Consider the following 14,962-nt stretch of genomic DNA (forward strand, 5'->3'; position numbering starts at 1 on the left):
AACAAATCATTTTGAAATTATGATATTGCCAGTAATCATATACTTATTTTCAAACAAGGTCAATAGGTTTTTTAAAATTTTTTTTGTTAAAATAGAGCGCAATATATTGTATCCGTTTTCAAACCCGCTCATTGCCTGATTTTTGATAAATGTAAATTTTTTATTAATTTAAAAGGAGGCAGTAAATCAGCTTATAAGCCGAACTGCCTTTTTTGCAATATGCAATATATTTCTATGTTAGATGTTTAAAGTTTACTTATAAAAAATCTGTTATCGCGCCTTTTGAAGCACAAGACACATTATGTGCATATTTACCCAATATACCCTTGCGATAAAGCGGAGGTGCTGTCCAGTCTTTCTGGCGATACTCCAACTGTTCCTCACTGATTTCGAATGAAATCTCTTTTCTATCGGAATCAATGGTTACAAGATCACCATCCTTTACAAATGCAATTGGCCCACCATCCTGCGCTTCAGGAGCAATATGACCTACTACTAAACCATGCGTACCACCTGAGAACCGACCGTCCGTTAATAGTGCTACTTTTTCACCTAGACCTTTTCCAACTAGAATACTAGAAATGGATAGCATCTCCGGCATACCTGGCCCACCTTTCGGCCCTACATAGCGAATAATCAGTACGTCGCCTTCCTTAATCTCATTGTTTAGAACTGCATTTGTTGCGTCCTTCTCATTGTCAAATACGCGCGCTGGACCAGTATGGCGTTTTACTTTTACTCCAGAAACCTTAGCAACAGCGCCACTTGGAGAAAGGTTACCCTTAAGAACGATTAACGGTCCATCTTCTCGTTTTGGTTTATCAAGAGGCATGATGACATTCTGACCTTCTACTAAACCATTAGCTTCTGCGAGATTTTCAGCTATTGTTTTTCCAGTTACGGTCATACAGTCACCATGCAAATAGCCATGGTCATAGAGAAGCTTCATGACAGCTTGTACACCGCCAGCATGATGTAAATCTTGCATAACAAATCTTCCACTTGGTTTAAGATCTGCTAGATGTGGAACACGTTCTTGAATACGGTTAAAGTCATCAATGGTTAAGTCAACTTCTGCAGCATGTGCAATCGCAAGCAAATGAAGAATGGCATTTGTTGAGCCACCAAGAGCCATCACAACCGTTATGGCATTTTCAAATGCTTTTTTAGTCATAATATCTTTTGGATAGATCCCTTTTTCCAGGAGCTTATATACAGCTTCCCCAGCTGCCTTCGTATCCGCAACCTTTTCAGGTGATTCCGCTGGATTAGAAGAGCTTCCAGGTAAACTCAAGCCCATTGCTTCCATGGCAGAGGCCATCGTATTCGCTGTATACATACCACCGCAAGCCCCAGCTCCAGGACAAGCACTACACTCAATCCCTCTGAGTTCTTCATCATCAATATCTCCATTATTATGTTTACCAACACCTTCAAACACAGAAACAAGGTCAATATCTTTTCCCTTATATCTTCCTGGGGCAATCGTTCCTCCATATACAAACACAGCAGGTACCCCTGCATTGGCAATGGCAATCGCACAGCCTGGTATGTTCTTATCACATGCCCCAATAGCGACGAGTCCATCTAAGTTCTCTGCACCTACAACTGTTTCAATCGAATCAGCAATCAAATCACGACTTGGCAGGGAATAGCGCATCCCCTCAGTACCCATAGATATCCCATCGGAAACCGTGATTGTGTTGAATTGGAGAGGAACCCCACCTGCTTCTCTTGCACCTTTTTTCGCTTGTGCCGCTAGATCATTTAAATGAATATTACATGGTGTTACTTCTGCCCAAGTACTTGCTATCCCAATCATCGGTTTCGTAAAATCTTCATCGGTAACCCCTACTGCACGCAACATGGCACGGTTTGGGGCCTTGATTGCTCCTTCAGAATATACCTTACTCTTTATTCGCAAATCTTTCGTATTTGTTTCTTTTGACACCTCATCCCCACCTTTCTTTCAGAACATTATAAGACTAATATACAGATAGTTCAATGAATTTATTGTAATTAAAATTATAATAGAAACTTTAATAATTACTTTGTTTGTATATGTTATAGAATGTAAACGTAATTCAATTTATTATGGATTTATTAATAAAACGTTTACAATACGAACCTTATTTTTATAACAATTTTAATTGGCTAAATATATTGACAAGCGATATAATATTGCTATATTAAGTGAAAAAGCGCCTTATTAACGACGAATAGGAAGTAATAGTTGTTGTATCCCTTCGTCTTATTTTCAAGGCGGCTGGTGCTATATCTAAATCACTGTTGTGATAAACCTAAATAGAAAAAGGAGATCTTACATGCTACCTGATCATCAATTACTGAGAATTCCCGGTCCAAGTCCAATACCCCCTAGTGTCACTAGAGCGATGAGCCAACCTATGATTGGACACCGTGCACAGGAGACTAAAAACTTACTTAAGGACATTAAGCCAAGGCTCAAGCGTGTCTTTGGAACAGAACAAGATGTACTTATTTTGTCTGGGAGTGGTACAGCAGGGTTAGAAACGGCTGTTGCAAACACTGTAAAACCTGGAGAAGAAGTACTAGTTTTAGTAACTGGTGCATTTGGCGATCGCTTCACTAAAATTTGTGACGCATATGGAATTAAAGTACATCGTCTTGAAGTTACATGGGGTGAAGCTGTAAATCCCGAAGAACTGAAATCTATACTTATCAAACATCCTAATATTTCTGTTGTCTTCTCTACATATTGCGAAACCTCAACTGGTGTATTAAATCCTGTAGATAAATTAGCAAAAGTAGTCCATGATCATTCAGACGCATTAATCGTTGTTGATGGAGTTTCTTGTGTTGGTGGAGTTGAAACGAAAATGGATGAATGGGATATTGATATCCTTGTAACAGGATCACAAAAAGCATTCATGCTGCCTGCTGGCCTGACTTTTGTTGCTGTTAGCGAACGGGCATGGAAGGTTATTGAAGAAAATGAACAATCCCGCTTTTATTTTAACCTTAAAAAATACCGTGACAGTTTAGAAGAAGATTCTACTCCATTTACACCAGCATTGTCGTTATTATTCGGACTTCAGCAAGTATTGAACCTATTTGAAGAAGAGGGTCTTGAGGAAGTTTATAGAAGACATAGCTTAATGAAAGATATGACTAGAGCAGCCATAAAAGCATTGGGAATCCCATTACTTACAAATGATGAAGCTGCATCCCCAACAGTTACAGCGGTGAAACCCGAAGACTTTGATGCAGAAGCACTACGTAAAGTATTGAAAAAGGAGTTTGGGCTTTCTATTGCAGGTGGACAACAGCACTTGAAAGGTCGTATTTTCCGTATTGGTCATATGGGATATTGCTCCCCTGCTGACGTCCTGCAAATTTTAGGAATTCTAGAAATTGGACTAATTAAGGTTGGAAAAGAAGTTAAGCTAGGTGAAGGTGTGAAAGCTGCGCAAGAAATCTATTTACAACAGGAGGCGCAAGTATGACATACAAAGTATTAATAAGTGATCCGTTAAGCGAAGATGGAATAAAACCATTAACGCAAGCGGAAAATATTGAAATTGTAATGCAAACCGATTTAACACCAGAAGAATTAGAAGAAAAAATTGTTGATTTTGACGCATTGCTTGTCCGTAGTGGAACACAGGTTACCCGATCAGTGATAAGCAAAGCGAAAAACTTAAAAATAATCGGACGTGCCGGAGTCGGAGTAGACAACATTGATTTAGATGCTGCGACAGAACATGGTGTCATTGTTGTAAACGCACCAAATGGAAATACCAACTCTGCTGCTGAACACACGATGGCGATGATTATGGCTATTTCCCGGAACATTCCACAAGCTTATCATGCATTGAAAAATCATAAATGGGACCGTAAAAAATATGTTGGTGTGGAGTTACGCGATAAAACATTAGGTGTTGTTGGGCTTGGACGAATTGGAGCAGAAGTTGCAACAAGAGCAAAAGGCCAACGTATGAACGTTGTCGCCTATGACCCATTTTTAACACCCGAGAAAGCAGAAAAAATGGGTATTGGCTATGGAACATTTGAAGAGGTAATCAGTCAGGCAGATTTCATTACTGTTCATACGCCGTTATTGAAAGAAACGAGACATATGGTAAATGCAAAGGCTTTTCAGTTAATGAAGAATGGAGTTTACATTGTGAACTGTGCTCGTGGCGGAATTATCGATGAGGATGCATTATATGATGCTATCGTTTCTGGTAAGGTAGCCGGTGCTGCATTGGATGTGTTCGAAGAGGAGCCATTCGTTGACCATAAATTGCTTGAATTGCCAGAAGTAGTTGCAACCCCACACCTAGGTGCAAGCACGATTGAAGCTCAAGAAATTGTAGCAGTTGATGTAAGCCATGATGTTCTTCGTTACTTGACTGGAGATACTGTCAAAAACCCAGTAAACCTCCCTTCTGTTGCAAAAGATGTAATGACAGTTATTGAGCCATACTTCCAGCTCAGCGAAAAACTAGGGGCATTCTTAATTGACTTAGTTGGAGAAGTTGCTGAGGAAATCAATCTATCTTATTCTGGTGACTTATATGATATTGAGGTTGCTCCATTAACAAGAAACACGGTAAAAGGAATCCTTAAGCGCCATCTTGGCAGCAGTGTAAACGACGTGAACGCTTTATATTTAGCAGAACGAAAAGGCATCACCGTTAATGAGAACAAGACATCAAAAACCCAAGGCTTTACCAATCTAATTACCGTTGAAGTAAAAACCAAAACACAAACACGCACTGTTTCAGGTACTTTATTAAACGGATTAGGATCTCGCATTGTCAAAGTAGATAACTACAGTGTAGACGTTACACCAAAAGGCCACATGGTTGTTATCCAGCATAATGACCAGCCAGGTGTTATCGGCCGCATGGGAAGCTTATTGGCAGACCACGGCATCAACATTGCGACCATGCAAGTGGATCGCTCCGATATAGGTGGAGATGCAATTATGATGGTAACCATTGACCGTCATCTTGATGATGAAGCATTGGATGCACTTAAAGGACTTGATGTGATTAAAGAAGTAGTAGCAATTGATTTGTAATGGAGGACCAGCAGGCTTGGGCTTGCTGGTTTTTTGTTTTGAGTGAAGGTGCTTCTCTGGAGGGTGATATTCTTTCTCTCGGAGGTGATATGTTCCCTCTCAAGGGTGATGTTTTTCTTTTCAATGGCGATGTTTTCCATCTCAAGGGGGATGTCCTTCTTCTCGAAGGCGTTATTCTCTCTTAAGGGTGATGTTTTTCCTCTCAAGGGCGATGTTTTCCATCTCAAGGGGGATGTCCTTCTTCTCGAAGGGAGATATTCTCTCTTAAGGGTGATGTTTTTCCTCTCAAGGGCGATGTTTTCCATCTCAAAGGTGATGTTCTTCCTCTCGAAGGCGATATTCTCTCTTTCAACGGTGATACTCTTCTTCTTAATGGCGATATTCTTTCTCTAAAGGGCGATGTTTTCTCACCTCTCCATTCTTCTAAAAATCAACACTTAAATTTAACATTAATTTTACAAAATCTATAAAGGTTTTTACCAACAATTGTCGAATCCAGCTATTTAAAGAAAGGAGAGAGTTTATTGTATATACCTCAGAGGACTAAACCATTAACCTTGTTATGTTATGAAGCTTTATTTAGAATGCTAAAAGAGAAATATAGATATAATAAAATTTTAAATCAAGAGTATGGACATCATTTAGCCGGTTACCTTGGAGAGCGTCAAATTGATTACAAGTTAGGGGCATATCCTTCAAAAGACCTTTTATATATTCAAGGATTACGTTTAAAAAACAATAATCGTTTTTTCCAAATGGATTCCGTGTTACTTTCTACTAAGTTTCTCCTTATTTTAGAAATTAAAAACTGGAAAGGAGAGCTGACCTTTAATCAAGAAACTAATAATATTACACAATCCTATCAAAATATCGAAAAAAGCTACCAAAACCCTCTTTTACAAGTTCAAACGCATGAAGTACAATTTATTGAATGGTTACAACAGGCTACTCAATTACAAAGCCTACCGATTGAAAGTCTCGCAGTGATAAGTGACTCCACTACCATTCTTAAAAACCCTAATAATGCTCCCCATCTTTATAACAAATTAATCTACGGAGATAACATCATTCCAAAAATTAAAGAACTCAAAGATAAATATTCTCGTCATGTTATTACAAAAGACAATTTAAAGAAATTGAAACAGACTCTTATTCAATCCGACAACCCACTTCATCCTGATTTTATAAAGCAATACCGTTTAAGCAAAGATTATTTTGTTAATGGAATTCCATGTGAGAATTGTGGACATTCTCCTATGCACAGATATTATAAAGTTTGGCGCTGTGACCATTGTGATTACAGAGATCAATTTGCTCATGTAAGAAAGATTTTGGATTACTTTCTCTTAATTCAACGCACAATTACCAATAGAGAATGCCGTAAACTACTCAAAATCGAGTCACCAAAGACAGCATATTATATCTTGAACTCCATGAATTTAAAGAGAACCGGGAGAAATAGTGCAAGAAAATACCACGCTCCGCCACCAAACCAATATCCCCAAGATTCCTCAGTCCCTAACAAAAAGAAATCCATCTTTTCTATTACCTAAACAAAAGAAAAGACATTCACCTAAAAATCAGCGAATGCCATACTTGCTCTTATGGAATTAAAATTTAATAGTCCATCCCGATTACATAAAGCTTCTACTCATTCAATCGTCTTCAACAAACCCAAAAGGTCCCTCAGCTGATAAATCTCGTATGTAGGAACGCCTCCATCTGTACGCTTCACACCTTTTCTATTTATCCATACGGAACGAATGTCCGCACGGTTTGCGCCTAAAATATCAGTATTTAAGTTATCTCCAACCATAAGTACCTCTTCCGAATTCAGGTTTAGTTTCTCTAATACATGTTGAAAAATTCGATGGTCTGGTTTTCCTCGTCCGAATTCTCCAGAAATAACAATCCCTTCAAAATATGGACGAAGCTCTGGGGTAATACTCAACTTAATGTTTTGCAGTTCTGGAGATCCATTAGTCAGAAGAAATAGCTGATATTTGTCTTTTAAAGCGTCCAATACTTCTAAGCTATCTTCGTACAGCATAGGGCTCTCTTTTCGCACTTTAGGGAAGGTTTTTGCCAGCTCAACAGCAAAATCCGAATCCTCGATGCCAACTTTTTTCAATCCTTCTGCCCATGCCTGTTTCTGATAAGCAGGTGCCACCTCTCGCAGTTTTGCAAATTCTTCTCCCTCATCATTAAAGGTGCCCCATAACCCTTCAAATGGATTGATTCCGATCATTTTAGTAAATGGGTAAACATCGTAGCTTTCATAAAGCTCTCGCGCTGACTCACGCACTTTTCTTTCTAATAATTCAGGATCTATTTCATACTTTTCTGCTGCTAACTTACATGTTCCATGAAAAGCTAACGATATGCTCTTCTCATCCCATAGCAATGTATCATCTAAATCAAAACAAATTGCTTTAATCAAATCCATCATTCCCTTATCAACATTATTTTTTCATATAAGCCTTTCTCGGTTAACTACTTATCGAACAAGCATTATAATTACCTAATCTTAATTTACCACAAAAAATTATAAAATTTAGTCTTGCTTTAATTAAAAATCTATTTTATGATATATAGAAAATCTTTAAACTAAGGAGACATTTTAAATGGAAGAACAATCAATTCGTGTGGAAGAACGTCAAGATAAAAAAGAAAAACCTAAATCAGAAGACCTCATCTTCGGAAGAAACTTCACCGACCATATGTTTGTGATGGACTATACAGAAGGCTTAGGCTGGCATAATCCAAGTATTATTCCTTACCAAAACCTATCCATTAGTCCCGCTTCAATGATTTTTCACTATGGTCAGTCTGTCTTTGAAGGTTTAAAAGCCTTCCGTACAGAGAATGGTGATGTTCAGTTATTCCGACCTGAGAAAAATGTACAACGTTTGAATCAATCTAATGACCGTCTTGTCATTCCACCAATTGATGAGAATTTAGCACTTGAGGCCATTAAACAACTTGTTGCGATGGATAGTGATTGGGTTCCAAGTACAGAGGGAACATCACTATACATCCGTCCATTTATTATTTCAACAGAGCCATATCTTGGTGTGGCGCCAAGCCATTATTATAAATTTATTATCATTATGTCTCCTGTTGGTTCTTACTACAAAGAAGGAATAAATCCAGTGAAAATTGCAGTTGAGAACCAATATGTCCGCGCTGTAAAAGGTGGAACAGGTGAAGCAAAAACAGGTGGCAACTATGCATCCAGCTTAAAAGCACAAGAATTATGTGAGAAGGAAGGTTATTCTCAAGTCCTTTGGTTAGATGGGGTAGAGAAGAAATATATTGAAGAGGTTGGGAGCATGAACGTCTTCTTCAAGATTAATGGAGAAGTAGTTACACCGGCTTTAAATGGAAGTATCCTTCCAGGAATCACTAGAGATTCTGTTATCCAATTACTCAAACATTGGGATATACCTTTGGTAGAACGCAGAGTATCCATAAAAGAGCTTTACGAGGCACATCAAAATGGAACATTAGAAGAGGCTTTTGGTTCTGGAACAGCTGCTGTTATTTCTCCAATTGGTGAACTCTATTGGGAAGGGCATCACTTAGTCATCAATGAAGGAAAAACAGGAGATATTTCTAAGAAGGTCTATGATACAATTACTGGAATTCAATATGGAAAAATGGAAGATCCATTTGACTGGACGGTAAAAGTAGAAAAAAATAGTAAAGTAAGACAATAATGAAAACTGCACCCCCAAAAAGGGAGTGCAGTTTTTGCATACGAATGCCTATTTATTTCGCATGCTTTCCTCGGCGATTTGAATCATTCGTTTAACCATCTCGCCACCCACCGAACCGTTCTCACGTGCAGTCGTGTCTGCTCCAAGTTCAACATTGAATTCGCGCGCGATTTCTTGTTTCATCCCGTTCAACGATTGTTCCGCACCTGGTACTAACAATTTATTTCTGTTAGCCATCCGCTGATCACTCCTCGGGGGAATTGAACAGATTATATCTGTTCTGCTTTAGCATTTGAATAAACTTGAAAATCATTCTTGAATTTTTATCCAATTGTTCTATATTTTTACGAGCTGCCATATATTATCCTTGCGTGAGTTTTTTAGAAAACGAAGGCTTAGCCAATCCTTTTAGGCAACAGCCTTATGCAGGTAAGTATGTTTATACTTACTTGCCTGCTAAAGAGAAACCTGAGGAGGAAGAGAAAAGAATGGCAAAAGGCATGCATGTTGTTGAAATTGAATTACCAATTAATCAGATCTGGAGATTTGTTAGTGAAATGGACAACTGGGCACCGCTAATTCCTGGATATGAATCACATCAGAAAATAAACATCAAAAAGTCCATCTGGAAGCTGCATGGAGATATTGGCATCATGCAAAAAACGGTTATCGTACATATCGATATTACCGAGTGGATTGAGCCAGATAAGATCAGTTTCACATTAGCTACTGCAAGCAAAACCTGTGTTGGAAGTGGTTATTTTCAAGCCAAGGCTATTGGGCCAGAAAAAACGGAGATGACAGGATTCCTTGATATTGGTATTAATGGCAGAATGAAAACCGTTGTTTCTCCAGTGCTAAAATCCTTGGTACCGAAAATTGGAAAAGACTTCACTGAAAAAGTAGCGAAAGCAATGATTTCAAAAGAGAAAATACGTGCAACAGTCTAAAGAGAAGGAGAACATCCTTCTTTTTTATTTACTCCGCCCATGCCTAGTGATAAAGTAGAGGAAGTTCATACTTGAACAAGCATCTAAAATGGGAAGGAACCAATGCAATGAGTGCTTTTTTAAAAAACAAAACCATTACTGAATATACCTACATAATTATCGGTGCCACTATAGTTGCACTTACCTACAATATGTTCTTCTTACCTTCGAAACTTGCAGCTGGCGGAATTTCTGGTGTGAGTACGATTCTCTTTGAGCTTTACGAATTGAGTCCATCCCTCGTTCAATTTGCTATTAATATTCCAATCTTTATTATTGGCTGGTTAACCATGGGAAGTGACTTCAGCTGGAAAACATTGGTGGGTACATTTTGGGTTCCCTTTGTCATTTTTTTAACACAAGACATTCCAATTGTAGTTACAAATCCTTTTCTTGGCGCCTTATATGGAGGAATCCTATTAGGAGTTGGCCTTGGAATAGTTTACAAAGGAAATGGCTCTACTGGAGGAACCGCAGCAATCGCCCAAATTGTGAGGAAATTCACAGGGATATCAAGCGGTTACTCGCAATTTATTGTTGATGGTATTGTCGTCATTTCTTCCATCATTGTCTTCAATCTGGAGCTTACTCTTTTCGCGCTGTTAGCCATTTATATATCTGGAAAAGCCATTGATTTTGTCCAATTGCGGACCTCTACAACAAAGCTTATTCTCATTATTACAAATGAGGAGGAGAAAATTCAAAATCTCATACAAACAGAACTTGATCGCGGCTTAACGAAAGTTCGCTCTGTCGGAGGCTATACGAATCAGGATAAGACAATGATTCTCTGTGTCACACAACAACAGGAAGCGGTCCATTTAAAGAAGCTATTAGAAAAGGAAGCACCAACGACTTTTGTTATTTTCCTAAATGCTTCTGAAATTATGGGCAGAGGCTTCTCTCTCGATAAATATTATGGACAAAAACTCTAATAGAATCTGATTCCTACTTCTAATAAAAGGTTCGTTCCCCCATGAATTGAGGCAACGAACCTTTTTAATTCCGATGTTGATGACTGTGAATTGTATCTCCTACATTTGTCTCCGATTTAGTATGATCATGAATTTGGAATAATAAACAACGGTCTTTATTATCTTTGTGATCGTACATGTCTCATTGTACCGTATAAAGGTTACAACTATTTAATTTTAGCAAAAAGACTTTAAAGTTTCCCATTATATAGGAAAATTATCTTAGCCTCGACACAGCAGTTATTTCTTAGCCACTCCCGGCCGATGATTAAGAAAGTTCCGGTAAGCAAAGCCTTTTACTTCTTCTTCAGAATAACGCTTCAGCAAGGCTTTAACCAAGTTTTGGTATTTACCTGCGTGCTCTAAGTCTTTCACATGTGTGGCAATTCCATCAAAATCAGATCCAAAACCGATATTTTTTACCCCTCCAAGAGAACAGAGGTGATCGATATGCTTCAATAAATCATCTATCGTAGTCTCCCCATCTCCCTCTTTAATGAATGGCGGGTTAAACACAACATGAATCAGTCCGTTCTTTTCAAACATAGCTTTGATCTGGTCATCGTAAAGGTTTCTCCTATGATTACAAATGGCACGTGCATTGGAATGAGAGGCGATAGGATAATCCGATAATTCAAGAATGTCCCAGAACCCTTTTACCGTTGCATGCGACACATCGGTAAATACATGATGCTCGTTATTCAGACGAACAACTTCCTTTCCGAGCATAGTCAAACCACCTCCACGGGGTTCCCCTGCTCCATCTGCACATAAATTGGCATTATTCCACGTCATTCCTATGGAGAGTACCCCAAGACGATAAAGGGTGCGCAATTTTACTAAATCATTTCCAAATGCATCTGCTCCCTCTAACGTTAATACCGCGCCAATTTCCCCCTCTTTCAGCTTGTCTATCTCACGCCAATTACGAATATGCTTCAGGTTCGCCTTTCCGACAACTTCTGTATAAAAAAGATCAACTTGTTCTAGTGCATGCTGCCATTTTTCATCTGATGGGACATCTGGGTGAATAAAAATCGCAAAAAATTGGACCCCTACTTTTCCTTCCTTAAGACGCTCTAAATTGGTTTCTAATTCCTCTGCATTTATGTAATCTAATTTCTCCTTATTTTCATAGCTTCGTTTGGCTAATTGCAGTTTCAGCAATGCATCACAATGCGTATCAATAATGTTCATGAAAACTCACCTCGCCCTTGAATTTATTACAGTTATACCTTTTCTATAACGCTTGCGTCAAGTCCTTCTCTTATCTGCAGCTTCTTCAAATTACCGACTATTAAATAATAATTAACTTGTTTCCCGTGCCCCCTTTCCCCATTTCCTTTCGATTATATTTGTGAAGGGAGGTGATCAATATGGCAGTAGCAAACATTACCAACACCACACTGCGATTAATGTTTGAAGATGGAACAGACCTGGAGACTGGAGAATTAGTATTCGCTTATAAGAGCTTTAATAACGTGAAAACAACTGCAACAGCTGATCAGTTGCTAGCTACAGCAACTGCAATTGCAAGTTTGCAAGAGTGTCCTCTTTATAACATTATTCGTAAAGATGATTCCGACATTGTTGAAGCTTAAAAAATGGAAAATAATTTTTAGAAAGGAGGAGGAACCTTGAAAAGATTAGAGCTAAAATTTGTAAATCAAGATGGTAAAACAGTAACTTATTCTGTTGAAAAACCAATTGAGCCCGTTAATACAGCTACTGTAAATGCAGCTATGGATGAAATTATTGTTCAAAACGCATTCACATCAAACGGCGGAGATCTTATTGAGAAGAAAAGTGCACGTGTTGTTGAAAACATCGTAGAAGAAATTGACTTAGGATTATAAAGTGAAACTTCTTACAGGCAGTTAATCTGCGATAAGATATTGACCAGCGTTTTTGTTAACGCTGGTCTTCTCTATCAAAGGCTCCTTTCAATACCTTTTGCTTTTTACCCAGCCGAATGAATAAAAAATATTGAGGAACTTGAATGATCATTGGTCCGTCCAACGGCTGAGAAAATGAAATTCACTCAAGAGGTTGTATTTCTACTTTGGGAGATGAACCTTCCTCATCTAGAAAAAATTGCCTTTCAGAGGAGAAGCATCAGCCTTGAGAAGAACAACATCACTCTTGTGAAGAGAAACATCACTCTTGAAATGAGAAACATCACTCTTGAGAAGAGAAACATCACTCTTGAGAAGAACAACATCGCTCTTGAGAAGAACAACATCGCTCTTGAGAAGAGAAATATCGCCTTTGAGAAGAGAAACATCGACCTTGAAAAGAGAAGCATCAACCTTGAGATGAACAACATCGACCACGAGAAAAACAACAGCTTTATCAAATAACAGATTGGAGGTACTGTCCATGGAAGCTTGGGTTTCGTTTATTACTGAGGTTGGTTTCCCGATTGCGGTTACCTTTTATTTATTGCATCGTGTTGAAGGAAAGCTTAACCAGCTGATTGAATCGATTCATGCGCTGCCAGACAAAATGAAGCACTGAAAGAAAAGCCACTCCGGATTCCATTTCCGAAGTGGCTTTATGATTAAATTATTGATTCTGTTTTTCGCGTTGTCTTAGTTCTACCCGGCGAATTTTGCCTGATGATGTTTTCGGCAATTCATTGACAAATTCTATTTTTCTTGGATATTTATATGGCGCTGTCAGCTGTTTCGCATGGTCCTGTAACACTTTAACAAGTGCCTCGTCACCTTCGATATGGTCTTGAAGCACGATAAAGGCTTTGACTACATTTCCTCGGATTTCATCGGGACTTGCTACAACCGCACATTCTTTTACTGCAGGGTGTTTAACCAATGCATCCTCAACTTCGAAAGGTCCGATCGTATAGCCTGAGCTAACAATGATGTCATCATTTCTTCCCTCAAACCAATAATACCCTTCTTCATCCATTTTCGCTTGGTCACCAGTAATGTAGAAGGTGCCACGATGTGATTTCTTCGTACGTTCATCGTCTTTATAATAACCTTTAAATAGTGATGGTGTATCTAATGCTACTGCAATATCCCCTACTATTCCTGGTCCAACTGGCTTCCCATCTTCATCGATTAATTGTACATTATTTCCTGGAGTTGGTTTACCCATGGAACCTGGTTTAACCTTCATTCCTTTTAGAAAACCTAGTAATAATGTATTTTCTGTTTGACCATATCCATCACGTACCGTAACATTAAAATACTTTTCGAACCGGTCAATTACTTCCCGATTTAATGGCTCCCCGGCAGACACAGCACTATGTAGAGCCGATAGGTCATAGTCTTCCAAATTATCCAGTTTCGCCATTAACCGGTATTCCGTTGGTGTACAGCAAAATACATTCACATCGTTATCTTCGAGTAAACTTAAGTACTTCTTCGGTTCAAATTTCCCATTATATACAAATCCTGTTGCACCTGAGCCAAGTACAGAAAGAAACGGACTCCATACCCATTTTTGCCAGCCTGGTGCAGCTGTTGCCCAAACCGTATCTCCTTCACGAATGGATAACCAATTGCTTGGCGCTGTTTGCATATGCGCATATCCCCAAGCGTGTGTATGCATCACTGCCTTTGGATTTCCAGTAGTCCCTGATGTATAAGGTAAAAATGCTAGGTCTTCATTGGTTGTTTTCACAATATCTAATAGATCGGATGCAGACACCTTCAATTGATCCAAGTAATGCCAGCCTTCCACTTGCTCTCCAACAGAAAGCTTCACTAACGAATCATACTGCTCAATATCATTGAATTGCGATGCAAAAGGATGATAGCTCACAACCCCTTTTACTTCTCCATGTGTGATTCGATACTGCAGATCTTTCGTACGGAACATTTCGGAACATGGGATAATGATAATTCCTGTTTTCAAGGCAGCAATATATACCTCATACGTTTCAATTAATCGAGGCATCATTACTAACAGTTTATCTCCTTTTTTAAGACCAAGTTCTAATAGTGTATTCCCAACCCTATTGGCATTTTTTATTAAACTCTGGTAGGTAACTTCCTTCTGATTCCCATCTTCATCTTCCCAGATAATCGCTTTTCTTTCCGGTTCATTGGCATATTTCTCAAATTCCATTACGATATTGTAATCCTCTGGTGCAATTAAATCTTCACGCTTCATCTTTAATCCAACCTCCCAATTTTAGGACTAGATACTAATTTCTAATCATTATATCAGATGTCAATCACTTTA

Annotated in this window: 16 protein-coding genes; 11 read left to right on the plus strand and 5 right to left on the minus strand. The window is 38.6% G+C overall.

What is annotated here, in order from left to right; genetic code table 11:
- Positions 1-256: 256 nt before the first annotated feature.
- Entirely contained in the window at positions 257-1,951 is a 1,695-nt protein-coding gene (ilvD, locus tag D8M04_RS06080) for a dihydroxy-acid dehydratase (RefSeq protein ID WP_121522019.1), read from the minus strand.
- Between the two features lie 373 nt (positions 1,952-2,324).
- Between ilvD and D8M04_RS06085 the strand changes: the two genes are divergently transcribed.
- The 4 genes from D8M04_RS06085 to D8M04_RS06100 all read left to right on the plus strand — a co-directional run bounded on the left by D8M04_RS06085 (position 2,325) and on the right by D8M04_RS06100 (position 6,621).
- Positions 2,325-3,485, plus strand: a complete 1,161-nt coding sequence (locus D8M04_RS06085) for a pyridoxal-phosphate-dependent aminotransferase family protein (protein ID WP_121522020.1) — start codon at positions 2,325-2,327, stop codon at positions 3,483-3,485.
- A complete protein-coding gene (gene serA, locus D8M04_RS06090; protein WP_121522021.1) occupies positions 3,482-5,068 on the plus strand; it encodes a phosphoglycerate dehydrogenase in 1,587 nt (528 codons plus the stop codon). The genes D8M04_RS06085 and serA overlap by 4 nt, the downstream gene beginning before the upstream one ends.
- Positions 5,069-5,110: 42 nt before the next feature.
- Entirely contained in the window at positions 5,111-5,461 is a 351-nt protein-coding gene (locus tag D8M04_RS19910; RefSeq protein ID WP_147436779.1) for a hypothetical protein, read from the plus strand.
- A gap of 131 nt (positions 5,462-5,592) precedes the next feature.
- Complete coding sequence (locus tag D8M04_RS06100) at positions 5,593-6,621, plus strand: nuclease-related domain-containing protein (protein ID WP_121522023.1); 1,029 nt, start codon at positions 5,593-5,595, stop codon at positions 6,619-6,621.
- Positions 6,622-6,719: 98 nt separating this feature from the next.
- Here D8M04_RS06100 and D8M04_RS06105 read toward each other — a convergent pair whose 3' ends face one another.
- Positions 6,720-7,508, minus strand: a complete 789-nt coding sequence (locus D8M04_RS06105; protein ID WP_121522024.1) for an HAD family hydrolase — start codon at positions 7,506-7,508, stop codon at positions 6,720-6,722.
- Positions 7,509-7,692: 184 nt separating this feature from the next.
- On the opposite strand from D8M04_RS06105, the gene D8M04_RS06110 reads away from it, so the two are divergent.
- Positions 7,693-8,787 carry a branched-chain amino acid aminotransferase gene (locus D8M04_RS06110; protein WP_121522025.1) on the plus strand — a complete coding sequence of 365 codons (1,095 nt, stop codon included), beginning with the start codon at positions 7,693-7,695 and terminating at the stop codon, positions 8,785-8,787.
- A 48-nt stretch (positions 8,788-8,835) separates the two neighbouring features.
- Here D8M04_RS06110 and D8M04_RS06115 read toward each other — a convergent pair whose 3' ends face one another.
- Positions 8,836-9,024 (minus strand): alpha/beta-type small acid-soluble spore protein, encoded by a 189-nt coding sequence (locus D8M04_RS06115; RefSeq protein WP_121522026.1) that lies wholly within the window; start codon positions 9,022-9,024, stop codon positions 8,836-8,838.
- 251 nt (positions 9,025-9,275) lie between these two features.
- Between D8M04_RS06115 and D8M04_RS06120 the strand changes: the two genes are divergently transcribed.
- Positions 9,276-9,737 (plus strand): SRPBCC family protein, encoded by a 462-nt coding sequence (locus tag D8M04_RS06120; RefSeq protein WP_121522027.1) that lies wholly within the window; start codon positions 9,276-9,278, stop codon positions 9,735-9,737.
- 107 nt (positions 9,738-9,844) lie between these two features.
- Positions 9,845-10,711, plus strand: a complete 867-nt coding sequence (locus D8M04_RS06125) for a YitT family protein (RefSeq protein WP_121522382.1) — start codon at positions 9,845-9,847, stop codon at positions 10,709-10,711.
- 279 nt (positions 10,712-10,990) lie between these two features.
- On the opposite strand, the gene D8M04_RS06130 is transcribed toward D8M04_RS06125, so the two are convergent.
- On the minus strand, positions 10,991-11,947 hold the full coding sequence (locus tag D8M04_RS06130; RefSeq protein ID WP_121522028.1) for a dipeptidase: 957 nt from the start codon (positions 11,945-11,947) through the stop codon (positions 10,991-10,993).
- 179 nt (positions 11,948-12,126) lie between these two features.
- Between D8M04_RS06130 and D8M04_RS06135 the strand changes: the two genes are divergently transcribed.
- From D8M04_RS06135 to D8M04_RS06150, 4 genes are all read left to right on the plus strand, one after another.
- Positions 12,127-12,351 carry a DUF1659 domain-containing protein gene (locus D8M04_RS06135; RefSeq protein WP_121522029.1) on the plus strand — a complete coding sequence of 75 codons (225 nt, stop codon included), beginning with the start codon at positions 12,127-12,129 and terminating at the stop codon, positions 12,349-12,351.
- A 36-nt stretch (positions 12,352-12,387) separates the two neighbouring features.
- Positions 12,388-12,606: a DUF2922 domain-containing protein gene (locus tag D8M04_RS06140; RefSeq protein ID WP_121522030.1), complete on the plus strand. Its 219-nt coding sequence runs from the start codon at positions 12,388-12,390 to the stop codon at positions 12,604-12,606.
- Between the two features lie 150 nt (positions 12,607-12,756).
- Positions 12,757-13,110, plus strand: a complete 354-nt coding sequence (locus D8M04_RS19915; protein WP_147436781.1) for a hypothetical protein — start codon at positions 12,757-12,759, stop codon at positions 13,108-13,110.
- 19 nt (positions 13,111-13,129) lie between these two features.
- On the plus strand, positions 13,130-13,267 hold the full coding sequence (locus tag D8M04_RS06150) for a YvrJ family protein (RefSeq protein WP_121522032.1): 138 nt from the start codon (positions 13,130-13,132) through the stop codon (positions 13,265-13,267).
- 48 nt (positions 13,268-13,315) lie between these two features.
- On the opposite strand, the gene mbcS is transcribed toward D8M04_RS06150, so the two are convergent.
- Entirely contained in the window at positions 13,316-14,890 is a 1,575-nt protein-coding gene (gene mbcS, locus D8M04_RS06155; protein ID WP_121522033.1) for an acyl-CoA synthetase MbcS, read from the minus strand.
- Positions 14,891-14,962: the final 72 nt, after the last annotated feature.

Origin of the sequence: Oceanobacillus piezotolerans (genome assembly GCF_003665065.1) — a bacterium.
In the GTDB taxonomy this organism is placed as follows: domain Bacteria; phylum Bacillota; class Bacilli; order Bacillales; family Amphibacillaceae; genus Oceanobacillus; species Oceanobacillus piezotolerans.